Consider the following 15,998-nt stretch of genomic DNA (forward strand, 5'->3'; position numbering starts at 1 on the left):
GCGGCACAGCCCATCTTACTCTTCGCGCCTTCGCGCCTTTGCGAGAGGAATACTGTGCTCACGCAAAGGCGCAAAGGCGCGAAGCGGCGGTGCGACAATGACAGCACTTGCGCTTCCGACTCGCCGCGATGAGGCCTTCCGCTATGCCGACATGACTGCGCTGGAGCCGCTGTGGCCGGTGGCAGTCGAAACGATCCGGCTGGGGGAAAGCGAGGAGCGGTCGCTTACCATCGTCAACACCGGCGACGCTCCGGTTGTGCGCGAGATCGCGGTAACCGTTCCGGCGGGTGCCTGCTTCCGGCTGCATGTGCTCAATGCCGGCCACGCCTATGGCCGGATCGCTGTGCGGGCGCAGCTGGGCGAGGGCGCCGAATTCCATCTTGGCGCGGCGCAGCTGGCCGGTGCCGGGCAGACCGTCGAAGTGGTCACCGAAGTGGTGCATACCGCGCCCAATGCGGTCAGCCGCCAGGTGGTCCGCTCAGTCGCGGCCAACAAGGCCACGGCCAATTACCTCGGCAAGGTGCTGGTCGCGAAGGGCGCCGACGGCACTGACGGTTCGCAGTCGGTCCGGGCCATGCTGCTCGACCGGACCGCGACCGCCAATGCCAAGCCCGAGCTGGAAATCCACGCCGACGACGTCAAGTGCGCGCATGGCTGCGCGGTGGGCGAGCTCGATGCCAATGCCCTGTTCTACATGGCCCAGCGCGGTCTCCCGCCCGAACTGGCCAAGCGTTTGATGCTGCAGGCCTTCCTGGCCGAAGCCTTCGTCGATGCAGAAGATGGCGACGCGCTGCTCGAACAGGCGATCGCGGCGCTGGAGACGATGCTGTGAATGCGGCCCAAAATCCGACCGCGCGGGCACTGTCGCGCTGGGAGGGTGAAGGTGGCGCACCTTTGCCCGCCGCGCTGCGCGACCAGTTCCCCGGCCTCGTCGGCGGCTGGCACTACTTGGATAGCGCCGCCACGGCGCAAAAACCGCAGGCCGTGATCGATGCCGTTACCGCCGCCTTGGGCCGAGATTATGCCACGGTCCACCGCGGGGTCTATGCCCGCTCGGCCGAGATGACCCTGGCTTTCGAGGCGGCGCGCGAGAAGGTCGTCGGCCTGATCGGCGGCCGCGCGGAAGATCTGGTCTTCACCCGCGGCGCGACCGAGGCGATCAATCTGGTTGCCTACAGCTATCCCGAAAAGGGCCGGGTGCTGCTGTCCACGCTGGAGCACCATTCGAACATCGTGCCGTGGCAACTGGCCGGCTGGCAGATCGATGTCTGCCCGCTGACCGCTGATGGTCGGATCGATCTGGACGCGGCCGAGGCGATGTTGACGCCCGCGCACACCATAGTTTCCTTCGCGCATGTTTCCAACGTGCTTGGCTCGGTGCTTGACGTGCCGCGCGCGGTGGAACTGGCGCACCGGGTCGGAGCCAGGCTTCTGCTCGATGGCTGTCAGGCGGTGGCGCGACTGCCGGTCGATGTCGCCGCGCTGGGCTGCGATTTCTACGCCTTTTCGGCGCACAAGCTTTACGGCCCGACCGGGATCGGCGCGCTGTGGGGGCGGGCCGAACTGCTCGACGCCATGCCACCCTGGCAGGGCGGCGGCGCGATGATCGACAAGGTCAGCTTTGCCGGCACGACTTACGCCCCGCCGCCGCAGCGGTTCGAAGCCGGCACCCCGGCGATCGTTGAGGCGATCGGGTTCGGCGCGGCGGCGGACTATGTCCGCGCCATCGGCCTGCAGGCGATTCACCAACACGAAGCGGCGCTGGTGGCAGAGCTTCGCGACGCATTGCGCAGCCGCAACGACGTGACGCTGTTCGGGCCGGAGGAAAGCGCCGGGATCGTTTCGTTTGCGATGGACGGGGTGCATCCGCACGACCTCGGCACCATCTTGGACGAGGAAGGCGTGGCGATCCGCGCCGGGCATCACTGCGCCCAGCCATTGATGGAGCACCTGGGCGTATCGGCCACGGCCCGGGCCAGCTTCGGGCTCTATTCTGATCAAGCCGATATCGCCGCGCTGCTGCGCGGGATTGAAAGGACACGGAGGATTTTCGGGTGAGCATCTCTGAAGACACCGGGGAACCGAGATTCACGGTCGAGCAAGTGGACAGCGTGGCGGCCCCGCCGCGCGCCAAGGTCGAGGACGCGGAAAGTCCGGCCGAAAAGCTCGATCGCAAGCGCGACTACCTTGAAGGGTTCCTGGCTGAAAAGCCGCAGAACGTTCCTCCGGGCGCTCCGGGCGGGGACCTCTACGAAGCGGTGATCGCCGCGCTCAAGGACATTTTCGATCCGGAAATTCCGGTCAACATCTATGACCTTGGGCTGATCTATGGCGTCGATGTGGCTGACGACGGCGGCGTGGTGGTGACGATGACCCTCACCACACCGCATTGCCCGGTTGCCGAATCGATGCCCGGCGAAGTCGAGCTGCGGGTCGGCTCGGTGCCCGGCGTGCGCGATGCCGAGGTCAATCTGGTCTGGGATCCGCCGTGGGATCCGGCCAAGATGAGCGACGAGGCCCGGCTAGAGCTTGGAATGCTATGATCCTTCGAGACGGGCCTTCGACCCTTCGACAAGCTCAGGGCTCAGTCCCTCCTCAGGATGAGCGGGTGATGGAGAAATGCAATGACTGATAAGTCCGCTCATGCTGAGGAGCCGCTGAGCTTGCCGAAGCGGTGTCTCGAAGCACCCGCTGCCGTAATCCTGACCCCCGCTGCCGAGGCGCGGGTGGCCAAGCTGATGGGCGATGCGCCGGAAGGAACGATCGGGGTCAAGCTCAGCACCCCGCGGCGGGGCTGTTCGGGGCTGGCCTATTCGGTCGACTATGTCAGCGAGGCCAACGCCTTCGACGAGAAGATCGAGACGCCGGGCGGGCTGTTCTTCATCGATGCCGCCTCGGTGCTTTACCTGATCGGCAGCACGATGGACTGGGTCGAGGACGATTTCACCGCCGGTTTCGTATTCCAGAACCCCAATGCCAAGGGTTCGTGCGGCTGCGGCGAGAGTTTTACGGTTTGAAGGTAGCGCTTGCTCCAGGCCGGCTCACCCGAAGGACCGAAGATGGCCCGCAAAGGGCGCGGCTGCGCTGATCGTCGAACGACGCGCCAAATCAAGACGCAGCTTCGATCAGGTGGCGCCGGTCTCTGTCCGCGTTCTTTGGGTCTTCGGGTGAAACTCTGGTTCAGCCCTTGGGTCTGGGCACAAAGGTTTCCCCTGTTTCCGCGTCGATGAAGGCGATCAGCGCCTTTTCGAGCTCATCAAGGTCTTCGTCGGCCTCCAGCATGTCCTGCAGCCAGCTGTGTTCTGCGGGTTCGAGTGAGGCAGCGCTCTCTGCGGAATCGTCCCATTCCTCCAGATAGTCGGCCTCGTCTCCGCCGATCTTGAGCAGACTGCCGAACCCGGAGGCGTTCGGGGCGGCACTGGCCATCCGGCCCAGAAAGCCGCCGACCCCCTGGCCTTCGCGGGCCATAAAGCTTTCCAGTTCGGCCGCGCGGTCCTCGCTCAGTGCTTCGTGTCCGCCGAAGCCAAGCAGGAACTGGGCCACGCCCTTGACGAACAGGTCGGTCCATTCGGGGGCATTGGCATCGTGCAGCGTGGCATCCTTGATCCGGAACAACAGTTCGGCCTCGGCCTTGCTGACCCCGGCCGGGCGCTCGCTGCCGGTGCCGAAGATCAACCGCTTGAGCAGGGTGACTTCGGTGGCGTTGACCCCGTGCGGCGACAGTGCGCCATGGCGGGTTGGGCCTTCGCCCAGGACAACGGCTTCCTCGATCTGTTTCAGGGCATAGTCGCGCAGTGCTTGCGGCACGCTGGTTGCCACCTCGATCACACGGACCAGCAGTTCCAGCTCGGCCATGGTCCCGACACGGCCATCACGGTCGACCCGGGAAACCAGTTCTTCGGCCATTTCGGCATCGACGTAGCCGCGCGGCTCTACCGCATAAACAACAAAGCTGGTCAGCGCATCGCAGAAGAAATCGCACCATTCCGGGGTGGTCTCGGCGGCGGTCTCGTTGGCGACGAACAGCGATTCCGCTTCATCCGGGCTCATCTTGCCATCGGCCCAGCCGAGCCGGCGCAATTCGAGGATTTCCTCGTTGGTGATCCGTCCGTCACCCGCGATCTGGGTGGTCAGGTCACCGAATTCGATACTCATGGCGCACAGGCCCCCGCTATTCAAAACCGGGACCGATGTGCCGTAATATCCTTAAATCCGGGTTACCTTAACGCCCGCGCAGCGCGGCGACGCAGGCTGCCCGGTCGACATCCTGGCCGTCGCTGGCGCGGCGCGCCTCGACATAGGTCGCCTCGGGCTCCCGCCCCGGAGCGCCCGGATAGAGGTAGATGTCGAGCACGCAGGGCTGTCCGGTGAACTGCAACTTGCGGGCATCGCCTTCCCACACATCAAGCCGGGCCGGGCCGAACTGGTCGATCAGGTCCTGCGCCCGAGCACCGACCACACCTTCGAGCCCCGGCCCCGCGATCACCCTAGGCTTCGGCGGCGTGGTATGGCCGGGGCTGCGCAGCGGCACCTTGGTCGGCGGCTTGGGCGCACTTGTCACCGTGCCGCCCGAACCGCAGGCGGACACCATCAGCCCAAGGGCAAGGGAGAAAAACAGGCGAGCGATCATGATCTTGGCGCCCCCTTGCGATGAATGAGGTGGACCGCGCAAGCCGCGCCCAGGAACGGTGCGACGAAATTGACCACAGGTACGGTGAGCAGAAGCGCCACTACGCCGCCCAGGCCCAGCCGTTCGATCCCGGTCAGCGGCGGCGGACTGCCGGCTGTAGCGCGGTGGCGCAGCCAGACCATGTCCTGCAGCTCGCGCCCCAGCAGCACCGCGTTGACCAGCAGGAACACCAGCGGCGCGCCAACCCCCGTGATCGCCAGCACCAGCGCGACCGGAAGGGCCAGCAGGTTGAACAGCAGCGCGCGGCCTGCCCCGGCCAGCGCGCGCCGTGCTTCTTCGTGCAAGCCGAGCTTACGGGCCCGGGCGGCCATTTCGGGGTAGTCGCGTTGTTCGACTGCCAGCACCACTTCGTCGGCGAAGAACTGCAGCACTGCCAGCGCGATGATCCGCCACAGCAGCCAGCCGGCGATCGCCAGGATCAGCACCGCGGCAAGCTGGCCCAGCCCGTCCGCCTCGCCATAGCGGTCCAGCAGCCAGATCAGTCCGAACCAGCCGCCGATCCCCAGCGCGATGAAGACCAGCAGTGTTACCGCCAGGCTTTTCAGCCAGATCGCCAAGATCCGGCGGTCGGCCAGACGGGTTAGGGCAAGGGCAAAGGCGGGCAACATCGCGGTGGGATCGCTTGCCGCCGCCACGCTGTCAACGCCGCTTCCCACATGCGGCAAAAACGGCTAGGCGCGGCGCTCATTTTTCTGCCGTATCAGGGGTCTGTTCATGTCCAAGCCGTCCACCCAGGTCATCGCCATCGGCAATGCCATCGTCGATGTCATGGCCCCGTGCGACGATGCGCTGATCGAACGCTTCGGCATGACCCGCGGCGGGATGACGCTGGTCGACACCGAGCGCGCGCATGAGCTGTACCAGGCGATGGGCCCGGCGCGTGAAATCTCGGGCGGCTCGGCGGCCAATACCCTCGCCGGTCTCGCCGCGCTCGGCGGGCGCTGCGCCTTCATCGGCCAGGTTGCCGATGACCAGCTGGGTGAGGTCTTCGCCCACGACATCCGCGCCGGTGGGATCAGTTTTGCAACGCCAGCCCGGGCCGGCGATCCGCCGACCGCCCGCTGCCTGATCTTCGTCACCCCCGATGGCCAGCGGACGATGAACACTTTCCTCGGTGCGTCGCAGTACCTGCCCCCGGCCGCGCTTGACGAAGCCGCGATCGGCGATGCCGAGGTGCTCTACCTCGAAGGTTACCTGTGGGATCCGGAAGAGCCGCGCGCGGCGATGCGCCGGGCGATTGCCGCCGCGCGCGGTGCAGGCCGCAAGGTCGCCTTCACCCTGTCCGACGCTTTCGTGATCGACCGGCACGGTGACGATTTCCGCGCTATGATCGCGGCCGGCGAAATCGACATCCTGTTCGCCAACCATGTCGAACTGGCGGCGCTGACCGGCCGGGACGATTTCCACGACGGAATCGCCGCGCTGCAGGATCAGGTTCCGCTGCTGGTCGTAACCCGCAGCGAGCAGGGTGCTGTCGCCGCCACTGGCGGACAGCTTTACGAAGTTCCGGCCGAGCCGGTTGCCCGAGTGGTCGATACCACCGGTGCCGGAGACTTGTTTGCCGCCGGATTCCTCCATGGCCACGTCAATGGCCGTCCGGTGTCCGAATGCCTGACGCTCGGCGCGATCTGCGCTGCCGAGATCATCTCGCATTATGGCGCCCGGCCCGAAGCGGACTTGAAGGAACTGGTTGCCCAGCGCCTGGGCTAGGCAAATATTGCGGACGCGACCGGCCGCTTGAAATAGCATTACAGTAAAGATTCGTTATCCACAGCCTTATCAACTAAGCTCGACCCTTCGGGTGATTCGCGAATGCACTGAAGATGCAGCGCAAAGCCGGGGGTCGGATCATGAATGTCGTCACGCCAATCGGGCAATTTGCCAGCCGCCGCGATGTGGCCGTGGATGGAGAGCATCCGCGGGTGGTTGTCGCCGATATCGCCAGTCGGCCACGCGGCAATGCCCGGATCATCACAGTTGCCAATGAAAAAGGCGGAGTCGGCAAGTCGACCCTGGCCTTCCACCTCGCCGTGGCCCTCGCCGATTGCGGGCACAAAGTGCTCGCGGTCGATCTTGACCGGCGCCAGCAATCGCTCAGCCGTGCGCTGGTTGCGCGCGGCGGTACGGCTAAGCGTCTGGGCGTGCGGCTGCCGCTGCCGCGCGAGCTGTTGCTCCTGCAGCATTCGGGCGCGCATCTTTGCCAGGAACTGGCCCGCGCCGGCTGGGACTGCGACTATGTGGTGATCGATGCCCCGGGCCAGGATGCCCCAGTCGTTCGCCGCGCGATCGCCATGGCGGACATGCTGGTCTCTCCGATCAATCCCTCGTTTGTCGACCTTGGCCTGCTCGGCCAGTTCCACCCGGTCACCCACAAGCTTAACGGGCCCGGCTGCTTTGCCGCGTTGGTCCTGGAACTGCGCGAGGCGCGGGCCGAGGCGGGCCTGCCGCAGCTTGATTGGCTGGTGATGCAAAACCGCAAGCGGCGCGATGCCAGCCACAACCAGGGCAAGGTCGATTCCGCCTTGCGGCGCTTGGCGCAGCGGTTCGATTTCCGGGTCGGTGCAGGGCTTTCCGAACGCGTTGCCTACCGCGACCTTGTGCTAATGGGCCTCACTCAGCTCGATCTGCACCGTCTGCCCGATCTTCCGCGAGCGCGGAGCGGCGCGAACGGAGAGGTGCGGCAATTGCTCGACGATCTCGATATCGGGCACGAGATTGGCGGGCTGCTGTCCAGAGCCCGCCTCGAACAGCTCCGGGTCAAGACCTGACGTGAGGGTCTATTCGTCCCACTTGGGATAGCGCAGGATCGGGGTCTGTCCGCGCAGGAAGTCACGCGGCAGCGTTCCCGTCAGTGCCTTGAAATCGCGGATGAAGTGCGACTGGTCGGCGTAGCCGGCTTCATGCGCCAATGCGGTCCAGGCAAGGTCGGGATCGAGCTCTTTGCGGTGCACGGCATGGCCGATCCGGCAAATCCGGGCGTAGTGCTTGGGATTAAGTCCGGTCAACTGGCGAAAGCGGCGCTGGAAATGCCGCAGCGACAAACCGGCGGCATCGGCCAGATCCTGGATCGGAATTGTCCCGCGCTTCATCCGCAACCGTGTCGCTTCACGGGCGACCGGATCGTTGCAGGCCTTGCCCGCGCTCAGCGAGAGCAGCCAATGATCGACCAAAGCAGCCATCGACTGCCAGTCCGGCGCTGACCGCAACTCGTCGAGCAGGCCATCGGGCAGGGTCAATGGGACCAAGCCGTCTACCAACGAAACCGGATCGACTTCGAACAGACTTCCGGCAGCGGCTGGTTGCAACCGTGCTGAAAATGTCCGCAGCGGACCATTGATCTCCATGTCGTAACGATAATGGGTCAGCGGTCCGAACAAGCCGACTTCCGGTGCTTCAAGATGTTCTCGTGATTCGAGATCGTAAAGGCCGTGCCCGCCTTCAAGAATAATCTGGACGAAGCAATTGGGCCGGGCCGGGATCACCCGGCGAACCAAATGGCCGCGATCGGCAATTTCTCCGCCGATATAGCCGATCAGGCAGGATTCGAGTCCCTTGCAGCCGCTTTCGATCAGGGTAATCTTCACCCCGCCAATCCCCCGTTTGCGCGCGACCGCAGTTGTACTTTTACGACATAGCTTCGCGTTCGACTTCGCGCCAGCCTATATCGTGCCGACAGAAGCCTTCGGGGAAATCGATCTTGTTTACCGCTGCATAGGCCAGCTTCTGCGCCTCGCTGACGCTGTCCCCGAGCGCAGTCACGTTGAGAACGCGGCCGCCGCCCGCCACCAGCCTGCCCTCCCGCAGCGCGGTTCCAGCATGAAATACCTTGGCGCCCTCTGCCTCCGCCGCGGCGATGCCGCCGATCGCGCCGCCGGTTCTGGGGGTTCCGGGATAGCCCTCGGCAGCCATCACCACAGTCAGCGCGGTCTGGTCTGAAAAGCGCGGGGCGGGCAGGGTGCCCAGCCGGTTTTCGGCGGTGGCCAGCATCAGTTCGGCCAGATCGCCGTCGTAGCGCTGCATCAGCACCTGGCATTCGGGATCGCCGAACCGGCAATTGTATTCGATCAGCTGGACCCCGGTCGGGGTCAGCATCAGCCCGGCATAGAGCACCCCGGAATAGGGCATGCCTTCTTCGGCCATGGCCCGGACGGTGGGCACCACGATGCGTTCCAGCGCCTCGCCTTCGAGCAGCGGGGTCAGCACCGGGGCCGGACTGTAGGCTCCCATCCCGCCGGTGTTTGGCCCTGTATCCCCGTCGCCGACCCGCTTGTGGTCCTGCGCCGAACCGAAGGGCACCACAGTGTGTCCATCGGTGATCGCGAAGAAGCTGGCCTCCTCGCCTTCCAGGAACTCCTCGATCACGGCTTCGGCCCCGGCCGCGCCGAACCGGCCGGAAAAGATCTCGCGCACGGCTTCTTCGGCTTCGGTCCGGGTCATCGCAACGGTCACGCCCTTGCCTGCAGCCAGCCCATCGGCCTTGATCACGACCGGGATCGGGAAGCCGTTGAGCGCGGCCAGGGCGGCATCAAGGCTGGCGACCCGCTTGAAGGCAGCAGTGGGGATGTTGTGACGGGCACACAGTTCCTTGGTGAAGGCCTTTGATCCTTCCAGCTGGGCCGCCGCCTTGCCCGGTCCGAACACCGCAACCCCAACGCTGCGGAGGCTGTCGGCCAGGCCATCGACCAGCGGTCCTTCGGGCCCGACGACGACCAGTCCGATCTGCTCAGATTCGCAAAAGGCCAGCACGGCGGCATGATCGGCAGGATCGAGCGCGACCAGTTCGGCGTGTTCGGCTACGCCCGGATTGCCCGGACAAGCGAACAGCTTCGTGCACAGGCGGGATTGCGCCAGCTTCCAAGCCAGCGCATGTTCGCGCCCGCCCGACCCGACCAGCAGGATATTCATGTCAGCGCCGCCTTATTCCGATGAAGAACCCGCCGGGCTGGTAGCGAAGGAAGCGGCAGGGGACAACGCCGCAGCGCTCTCGGTCAGCGAGATTTCCGCATTGCTCAAGCGCACGGTCGAGGACCGCTTCGGTTTCGTCCGCGTGCGGGGCGAGATCAGCGGGTTTAAGCGCGCCGCCTCGGGCCATGTCTATCTGGGGCTCAAGGACGAGAATGCCCGGCTCGACGCGGTGATGTGGCGCGGCACGGCGCAACGGCTCAATTTCCAGCCCGAGGACGGGCTCGAGGTGGTCGCGACCGGCAAGCTCACCACCTATCCCGGGCGCTCGAACTACCAGATGGTGATCGAGCGGATGGAAGTGGCTGGCGAAGGCGCGCTGCTGGCACTTCTGGCTCGCAACAAGGCCCGGTTCGAGGCAGAGGGGTTGTTTGCGCCGGAGCGCAAACGGGCGATCCCCTATCTGCCGCGCGTGATCGGGGTGGTGACTTCACCAACCGGAGCGGTGATCCGCGACATCCTGCACCGCCTGGCCGACCGGTTTCCGGTGCGGGTGCTGGTCTGGCCGGTGCTGGTCCAGGGCCAGGGCGCGGCCGAACAGGTGGCGGCGGCCGTGCGCGGCTTTTCGGCGCTGGCCCCCGGCGGCGCGGTGCCGCGTCCGGACCTGGTGATCGTGGCGCGCGGTGGCGGCTCGATCGAGGATCTCTGGGCCTTCAACGAAGAAGTGGTGGTCCGCGCCGTGGCCGACTGCACCGTGCCGGTGATTTCGGCGGTCGGGCACGAGACCGACACCACCTTGTGTGACTTCGCCGCCGATCGCCGCGCCCCGACCCCGACCGCAGCGGCGGAAATGGCGGTTCCGGTCCGATCCGAATTGCTCAACCAGATCGCCGAACTGGCGCTACGCAAACGCCGCGCGGTGCTGCGTCCGCTGCAACTGGGGCGTGAACGGCTCGCTGCCCGGGCCGAGCGTATGCCTGCCCCGCAGGCGCTGCTGGCCCCACAGGCGCAGCGGCTCGATGACCTGTCGGAGCGGTTTCGCCGCGCGCTGTGTGATCGCACCGCCTTGGCCCGGGGCGAGCTGCAGCGGGTGGCCGGACGACTTTCGCTGCCGCTGGTCGCCTCGCGGGTCCAGACCGCGCAAGGGCGGCTCGATGGCCTGGCCCGGCTGTTCGTCTCGCTCGATCCGGACAAGGTGTTGGGGCGCGGCTATGTCCGGGTGACCGGCCCTGACGGGCGGACCCTGACGACCCGCGCGGGGGCCGCAGCGCAACCTTCGCTCACACTGCATTTCCAGGATGGCGAACTGGCGGTCGGCACCGGCTCTGCGCCAGTCCGTGCCGCAGCCCGGCCAAAAACCGGTCCCGCGCCCGATGATGGACCTCAGGGTAAATTGCTCTGAAAGGATCGCTTTGCTAGGACGGGCGCCATGTTGATGAATTCTGCCGATCGCCCCGCCATGCTGTTCTATCAGGCCAATGGCTTTCGCGTGCTGAGCCCGGGCAACCACGTGGTCTGCGCGGTATCGGGTGACCGGGTTATGCTTGAAGCGCTGCGCTATTGGAGCGTTGAGCGCCAGGAAGCCTACGCCAGCCCCGAGCTCGCCAGCCGCCGGCTGCTTGGCCAGGGTTGATAAGGTGATGCAGCGGCGTTTGTTTCTGGCGGGCGGCGGGGCGCTGGCCGGCCTCGGATTGTGGCGTGCTCGCGGCTGGGCGGCCGAGCGGCTTGGGCTGGATCCCAGCGCCGATTTCGCGCTGACCGGGCAGCTGACCCAGGGCGGCTGGGCGCGCGGCAAGGCACCGGCCGACACCCGTCAACTCACTTTCAATGGCCGTCAGGTCCGGCTTGCGGCGGACGGCGCCTTCCTGATTGCGTTCGATCGCGACAGCGGGCCGCGCGGTGAACTGTTGGCCGAACTGCGCGACGGCGGATCGAGCCGGGGCGGTTTCGCCATCTCCCCGCGCGCCTGGCAGATCGAGCGGATCCCGCTCGGGCCGCGTCCCGGAACCCCGCCGAACGAGGAATATGCCCGCCGCCGCGCCGCCGAGACCGCCAGGATCAACGCTGCCCGGGCCATTGACCATCAAGTCGATGGCTGGCGGCAGAAATTCATCTATCCGGCATTCGGGCGGATTTCCGGGCGGTTCGGATCGCAGCGGATCTACAACGGAACGCCCGGCTCCTACCATTCGGGCATGGATATCGCGACCGGCTCCAGCGGCACGCCCTTTGTCGCACCGGCTGACGGAGTGGTGATCCTGGCTGCGGCGGAATCATTCAGCCTCGAAGGCCGCCTGCTGATGATCGACCATGGCATGGGTCTCAACAGCGCCTTCCTGCATTGTTCCAGCCATGCGGTGAAGGAAGGCGACACCGTCCGTCAGGGCCAGTTCATCGGCCGGGTTGGCGCGACAGGGCGGGCGACCGGGCCGCATCTCCATTGGTCGATCAAATGGCGCGAGGCGCGGCTCGATCCGCTGCTGTTTGTCGGGCCGATGCCGGGCTGAGCCGCGACTATTCGACCCGGCGCACCTTGATCGCCCGCTGCCCGTCGATGTTCATGCGGTAGACGCCAAGCGCGCCCTTGGTGATCTTGACCGGATTGCCTTTGACCGGATCGAACACCAGACTTTCGCTGTCGGTCTGTTCCCAAACCGATCCGTCCGCCAGGGTGATTTTCCAGGCTCCATAACCGAAAGTCCGGGCCATCGCGACGGTGCCTTCGATCGACTTGACCTCATCCTTGTCGTCATCACCCCCGCCGAAAATACCAAGGCTCGGCAGTGCAAAGCCGAACAGGCCCTTCTTCGCCGCGCGGACCGAGGCGCGATCGGTCACCACGACATCGCCGCTGGCGGCGGCCTGTTCCAGCTTGCCGACCTGCGCGTCATAGCACGCAAGCCGCGCGGCCGGATCGGGAATCGCCTTGCACTGGACCAGATCCTTGTAGGCCTGCGGCTGCGGCGGCGGAACCTTTTCCTTGGCCGCGGCTATGCCGGCCAAAGCCAGTGTTCCGGCGGCAAAGAGGACGATCCGGTGAAGACGCATGGCTAACAACTCCTTTACCATTCACGCCCTGTCGCGGAGCGGCCTTGGTTCACGCGGTTAATAGGCTGCGAAAACCCGGCTTGTCACTGTGACTTTATGGTTACAGTCGCAATCAAACCTGCCCGGAAATGCGTCAGTTTGCTTTACAGTGGAGTCTCGCGGCGGCACGGAAGGCAGCATCGGGTGGAAAAGGGCCATTTGTTGGCCTGATCTGCCTGTTCACGCGCCGGATTTCGGTCCGGCATCCAGAACACAGAGGGACTGGAAACACATGAAAAGCTTGCTCAAACTCGCATCTGCCCCCGCAGTGCTCGGCTTCGCGCTGACCGCTCTGCCGGCATATGCCCAGGATGCGGCTGACGAAGAGGTCGATGCTGATACCATCGTCGTCACCGGTTCGCGCCTGGCTTCGCCGAACCTGGATTCGGCCAGCCCGGTTACCGTCGTTTCGGCGGAAGACATCAAGAGCACCGGCACCACCCGCGTGGAAGACCTGGTGAACTCGCTCCCGCAGGTTTTCGCCGGCCAGGGTTCGAACTATTCGAACGGCGCTTCGGGTGCTGCGACTCTGAACCTGCGTGGTCTGGGTTCGGAACGTAACCTCGTTCTCGTCAATGGCCGCCGCCTTGTCCCTGGCGATCCGAGCACTTCGGCTGCCGACATCAACATGATCCCCGGTGCCATGGTCAAGCGCATCGACGTGCTGACCGGCGGCGCTTCGTCGGTTTACGGCGCGGACGCGGTTTCGGGTGTCGTCAACTTCGTGATGGACACGAAGTTCGAAGGCTTCCGCATCGACGGCCAATACAGCTTCTACAACCACAACAACGACATCGGCACCCAGGTCACGGATGCACTCTCGGCCCGTGGCTTCGCGATCCCGCGCGGCATGGTCACCGATGGCGGCACGGTTGACGCAACCGTTGCCTTCGGCACTGCCTTCGACGGCGGCCGTGGTCACATCACCGCCTATGCCGGCTACCGCAAGGTCAATGCCGTGCTGCAGCGCGACCGTGACTATTCGGCTTGCTCGCTGACGCCGCGCACGACGGCGCAGGTTGCTGCGAACGGCGCGCTCTATACTTGCGGCGGCTCGCTGACCTCGGCCAACGGGACCATCTTCGACGGTTCATCGTCGACCTACCAGATCGGTGCAGGTCGCACCCTTCCGGCCGGTTTCACCCGCTACAACTTCGCGCCGCTGAACTACTTCCAGCGTCCAGATGAGCGCTACACTGCGGGCGTCTTTGCCGACTACGAAATCAGCGATTCGCTGAAGCCGTACATGGAATTCATGTTCATGGACGACCGTACCCTGGCGCAAATCGCGCCGTCGGGTGACTTCGGCAACACCACCTGGATCAACTGCGACAACCCGCTGCTGGGTTACAATGGTACCAATGGCTCGGGCGACGTACTTTGCCGCCCCGACAACTTGCTGTCCGACGCTTCGGATCCGTTCGCAACGGTTGGTAACAGCGGCGGTGCGCCAGTGGTCTTCACCGACGCGCTGGGCAACAGCTACACCCGCGGGTTCGCGCAGATCCTGCGTCGCAACGTCGAAGGCGGTGGCCGCGTTAGCGATCTCCAGCACATCTCGTATCGCGGCGTGGTCGGCATGAAGGGCGACCTGGGTGATGCCTGGCAGTACGATGCGTTCTATCAGTATGGCCGGACCAACTATAACCAGGTCTACAAGAACGACTTCTCGGTTACCCGCATCACCCGCGCGCTTGACGTCGTAACCAATCCCGTCGGCGGTGCTCCGGTCTGTCGTTCGGTTCTTGATGGTACCGATCCGAACTGCGTTCCCTGGGACATCTGGGGCACCGGCACGGTCACCCAGGCTGCACTCAACTATGTTCAGGTCCCGGGTATTGCCAAGGGTATCAACACCGAACAGATCGTGAGCGGCTATCTGACCGGCGATCTCGGCAAGTACGGCATCAAGAGCCCGGCTGCCAAGGATGGCTTCGGACTGGTCGTCGGTGCAGAATACCGTAAGGAAACGCTGGACTTCGTGACCGACGTTTCGTTCCAAACCGGTGACCTTGCCGGTCAGGGTGCCCCGACCCCGTCGGTTGCAGGTCAGTTTGACGTGAAGGAAGTCTTCGCCGAACTGCGCGCTCCGCTGGTTCAGGAAAGCTTCGTCTATGACCTGACGGTTACCGGCGGCTTCCGCCACTCGTCGTATAGCGTCAATGGCGGTGCATCGTTCTCGACCGACACTTACAAGGTCGAAGGCGAATTCGCTCCGATTCGCGACATTCGCTTCCGCGGTGGTTACAACCGCGCCGTTCGTGCACCGACTCTGCAGGACTTCTTCGCCCCGCAGATCGTTGGCCTCGACGGTTCGGACGATCCCTGCGCCGGTTTCGTGATCGGTTCGGGCGGCTCGGGCCGTCCGGGTGATCCGGGCTGTATCGCTCAGGGCCTGAGCGTGGGTCAGACCGTTGTTGCCAACCCGGCCAACCAGTATAACGGCCTGGGCGGCGGCAACCCGAACCTGAAGCCGGAAATCGCTGATACCTGGACTGCTGGTGTTGTCTTGCAGCCGGGCTTCCTGCCGGGCTTCTCGATGAGCGTCGACTGGTTCAACATCAAGGTGAACAACGCGATCCAGGGCATCGGTGCTGATACCATCATCACCCAGTGCACGAACACTTCGGATCCGTTCTTCTGCGGTCTCATCCGTCGTGACTCGACCGGTTCGCTCTGGCGTTCGTCGAACGGCTACATCATCAACCTGCCGCAGAATATCGGTTATGCGTCAACCAAGGGCGTCGACGTGTCGGCCGCTTACAGCCGCCAGCTTGGCGGTCTGGGCCGCATGAACGTAACCTTCGTCGGTACCTGGCTCGATGAACTCGTCACCTTCGACGGGATCACCGTTCCGGTTGACTGCGTGGGCTACCATGGTGGTCTGTGCGGTTCGCCGAACCCCAAGTGGCGCCATCAGATGCGCGTCGGCCTCGACACCAAGATGGGTGTCGGCGTCTCGGTGCGCTGGCGCTACTTCGACGGCGTCGCGCAGGACCGCTCGAGCACGAACCCGAACCTCGCGGGTACGACTCAGCCGGCCAACCTGCGCATTCCGTCGGTTAGCTACTTCGACCTCGCGCTGACCGCGGACGTGGGCGACCACTTCAAGTTCCGTCTCGGTGCGAACAACCTGCTCGACAAGACCCCGCCGCTCACCAGCGGCGCGGCTTGCCCGGCCGGTCCGTGCAACGGCAACAGCTGGGCGCAGGTGTACGACTCGCTGGGTCGTTACGTCTACGCCGGTGTGACCCTCGACTTCTAAGTCGAACGGCTCATCTGCCAGTAAACAGAGTGGCGGGTTCCTTCGGGAACCCGG

At 65.0% G+C, this 15,998-nt stretch carries 16 protein-coding genes; 10 read left to right on the top strand and 6 right to left on the bottom strand.

The window, feature by feature from the left end; all coding sequences use genetic code 11:
* The first annotated feature begins 97 nt into the window (after window positions 1-97).
* The 4 genes from B2V17_RS01605 (at window position 98) to B2V17_RS01620 (ending at window position 3,017) form a co-directional block, all read left to right on the top strand.
* Window positions 98-832: a SufD family Fe-S cluster assembly protein gene (locus B2V17_RS01605; RefSeq protein WP_292994481.1), complete on the top strand. Its 735-nt coding sequence runs from the start codon at window positions 98-100 to the stop codon at window positions 830-832.
* Window positions 833-894: 62 nt separating this feature from the next.
* Window positions 895-2,058 (top strand): aminotransferase class V-fold PLP-dependent enzyme, encoded by a 1,164-nt coding sequence (locus tag B2V17_RS01610; protein WP_292994766.1) that lies wholly within the window; start codon window positions 895-897, stop codon window positions 2,056-2,058.
* Window positions 2,055-2,543: an SUF system Fe-S cluster assembly protein gene (locus B2V17_RS01615; protein WP_414690745.1), complete on the top strand. Its 489-nt coding sequence runs from the start codon at window positions 2,055-2,057 to the stop codon at window positions 2,541-2,543. Before B2V17_RS01610 ends, B2V17_RS01615 begins: the two co-directional genes overlap by 4 nt.
* A gap of 81 nt (window positions 2,544-2,624) precedes the next feature.
* Window positions 2,625-3,017 carry a HesB/IscA family protein gene (locus B2V17_RS01620; protein ID WP_292994483.1) on the top strand — a complete coding sequence of 131 codons (393 nt, stop codon included), beginning with the start codon at window positions 2,625-2,627 and terminating at the stop codon, window positions 3,015-3,017.
* A 163-nt stretch (window positions 3,018-3,180) separates the two neighbouring features.
* On the opposite strand, the gene B2V17_RS01625 is transcribed toward B2V17_RS01620, so the two are convergent.
* From B2V17_RS01625 to B2V17_RS01635, 3 genes are all read right to left on the bottom strand, one after another.
* Window positions 3,181-4,155: a hypothetical protein gene (locus tag B2V17_RS01625; protein ID WP_292994485.1), complete on the bottom strand. Its 975-nt coding sequence runs from the start codon at window positions 4,153-4,155 to the stop codon at window positions 3,181-3,183.
* Window positions 4,156-4,222: 67 nt separating this feature from the next.
* Entirely contained in the window at window positions 4,223-4,630 is a 408-nt protein-coding gene (locus B2V17_RS01630; RefSeq protein ID WP_292994487.1) for a hypothetical protein, read from the bottom strand.
* A complete protein-coding gene (locus B2V17_RS01635; protein WP_292994489.1) occupies window positions 4,627-5,346 on the bottom strand; it encodes an EI24 domain-containing protein in 720 nt (239 codons plus the stop codon). Before B2V17_RS01635 ends, B2V17_RS01630 begins: the two co-directional genes overlap by 4 nt.
* Window positions 5,347-5,404: 58 nt before the next feature.
* Between B2V17_RS01635 and B2V17_RS01640 the strand changes: the two genes are divergently transcribed.
* Both B2V17_RS01640 and B2V17_RS01645 read left to right on the top strand, forming a co-directional pair.
* Entirely contained in the window at window positions 5,405-6,400 is a 996-nt protein-coding gene (locus B2V17_RS01640; RefSeq protein WP_292994491.1) for an adenosine kinase, read from the top strand.
* 140 nt (window positions 6,401-6,540) lie between these two features.
* A complete protein-coding gene (locus B2V17_RS01645; protein ID WP_292994493.1) occupies window positions 6,541-7,458 on the top strand; it encodes a division plane positioning ATPase MipZ in 918 nt (305 codons plus the stop codon).
* 9 nt (window positions 7,459-7,467) lie between these two features.
* On the opposite strand, the gene B2V17_RS01650 is transcribed toward B2V17_RS01645, so the two are convergent.
* Together B2V17_RS01650 and purD are read right to left on the bottom strand one after the other, a co-directional pair.
* On the bottom strand, window positions 7,468-8,274 hold the full coding sequence (locus B2V17_RS01650; RefSeq protein WP_292994495.1) for a helix-turn-helix domain-containing protein: 807 nt from the start codon (window positions 8,272-8,274) through the stop codon (window positions 7,468-7,470).
* Window positions 8,275-8,314: 40 nt separating this feature from the next.
* Entirely contained in the window at window positions 8,315-9,595 is a 1,281-nt protein-coding gene (purD, locus tag B2V17_RS01655) for a phosphoribosylamine--glycine ligase (protein WP_292994497.1), read from the bottom strand.
* On the opposite strand from purD, the gene xseA reads away from it, so the two are divergent.
* The 3 genes from xseA to B2V17_RS01670 are packed head-to-tail and all read left to right on the top strand — an operon-like array spanning window position 9,594 to window position 12,099.
* On the top strand, window positions 9,594-10,994 hold the full coding sequence (xseA, locus tag B2V17_RS01660) for an exodeoxyribonuclease VII large subunit (protein ID WP_292994499.1): 1,401 nt from the start codon (window positions 9,594-9,596) through the stop codon (window positions 10,992-10,994). The two genes, purD and xseA, sit on opposite strands and share 2 nt — an antisense overlap.
* A gap of 27 nt (window positions 10,995-11,021) precedes the next feature.
* Window positions 11,022-11,225, top strand: coding sequence for a DUF2093 domain-containing protein (locus tag B2V17_RS01665; RefSeq protein ID WP_292994501.1), 204 nt, complete (start codon window positions 11,022-11,024; stop codon window positions 11,223-11,225).
* Window positions 11,226-11,232: 7 nt separating this feature from the next.
* Window positions 11,233-12,099, top strand: a complete 867-nt coding sequence (locus B2V17_RS01670) for a M23 family metallopeptidase (protein ID WP_292994770.1) — start codon at window positions 11,233-11,235, stop codon at window positions 12,097-12,099.
* Between the two features lie 7 nt (window positions 12,100-12,106).
* Here B2V17_RS01670 and B2V17_RS01675 read toward each other — a convergent pair whose 3' ends face one another.
* Entirely contained in the window at window positions 12,107-12,640 is a 534-nt protein-coding gene (locus B2V17_RS01675) for a hypothetical protein (protein WP_292994503.1), read from the bottom strand.
* 271 nt (window positions 12,641-12,911) lie between these two features.
* Between B2V17_RS01675 and B2V17_RS01680 the strand changes: the two genes are divergently transcribed.
* A complete protein-coding gene (locus B2V17_RS01680) occupies window positions 12,912-15,944 on the top strand; it encodes a TonB-dependent receptor domain-containing protein (RefSeq protein ID WP_292994505.1) in 3,033 nt (1,010 codons plus the stop codon).
* The last annotated feature ends 54 nt before the right edge of the window (window positions 15,945-15,998 follow it).

The sequence above is a fragment of the Novosphingobium sp. UBA6272 genome (assembly GCF_002440635.1).
Taxonomy (GTDB): domain Bacteria; phylum Pseudomonadota; class Alphaproteobacteria; order Sphingomonadales; family Sphingomonadaceae; genus Novosphingobium.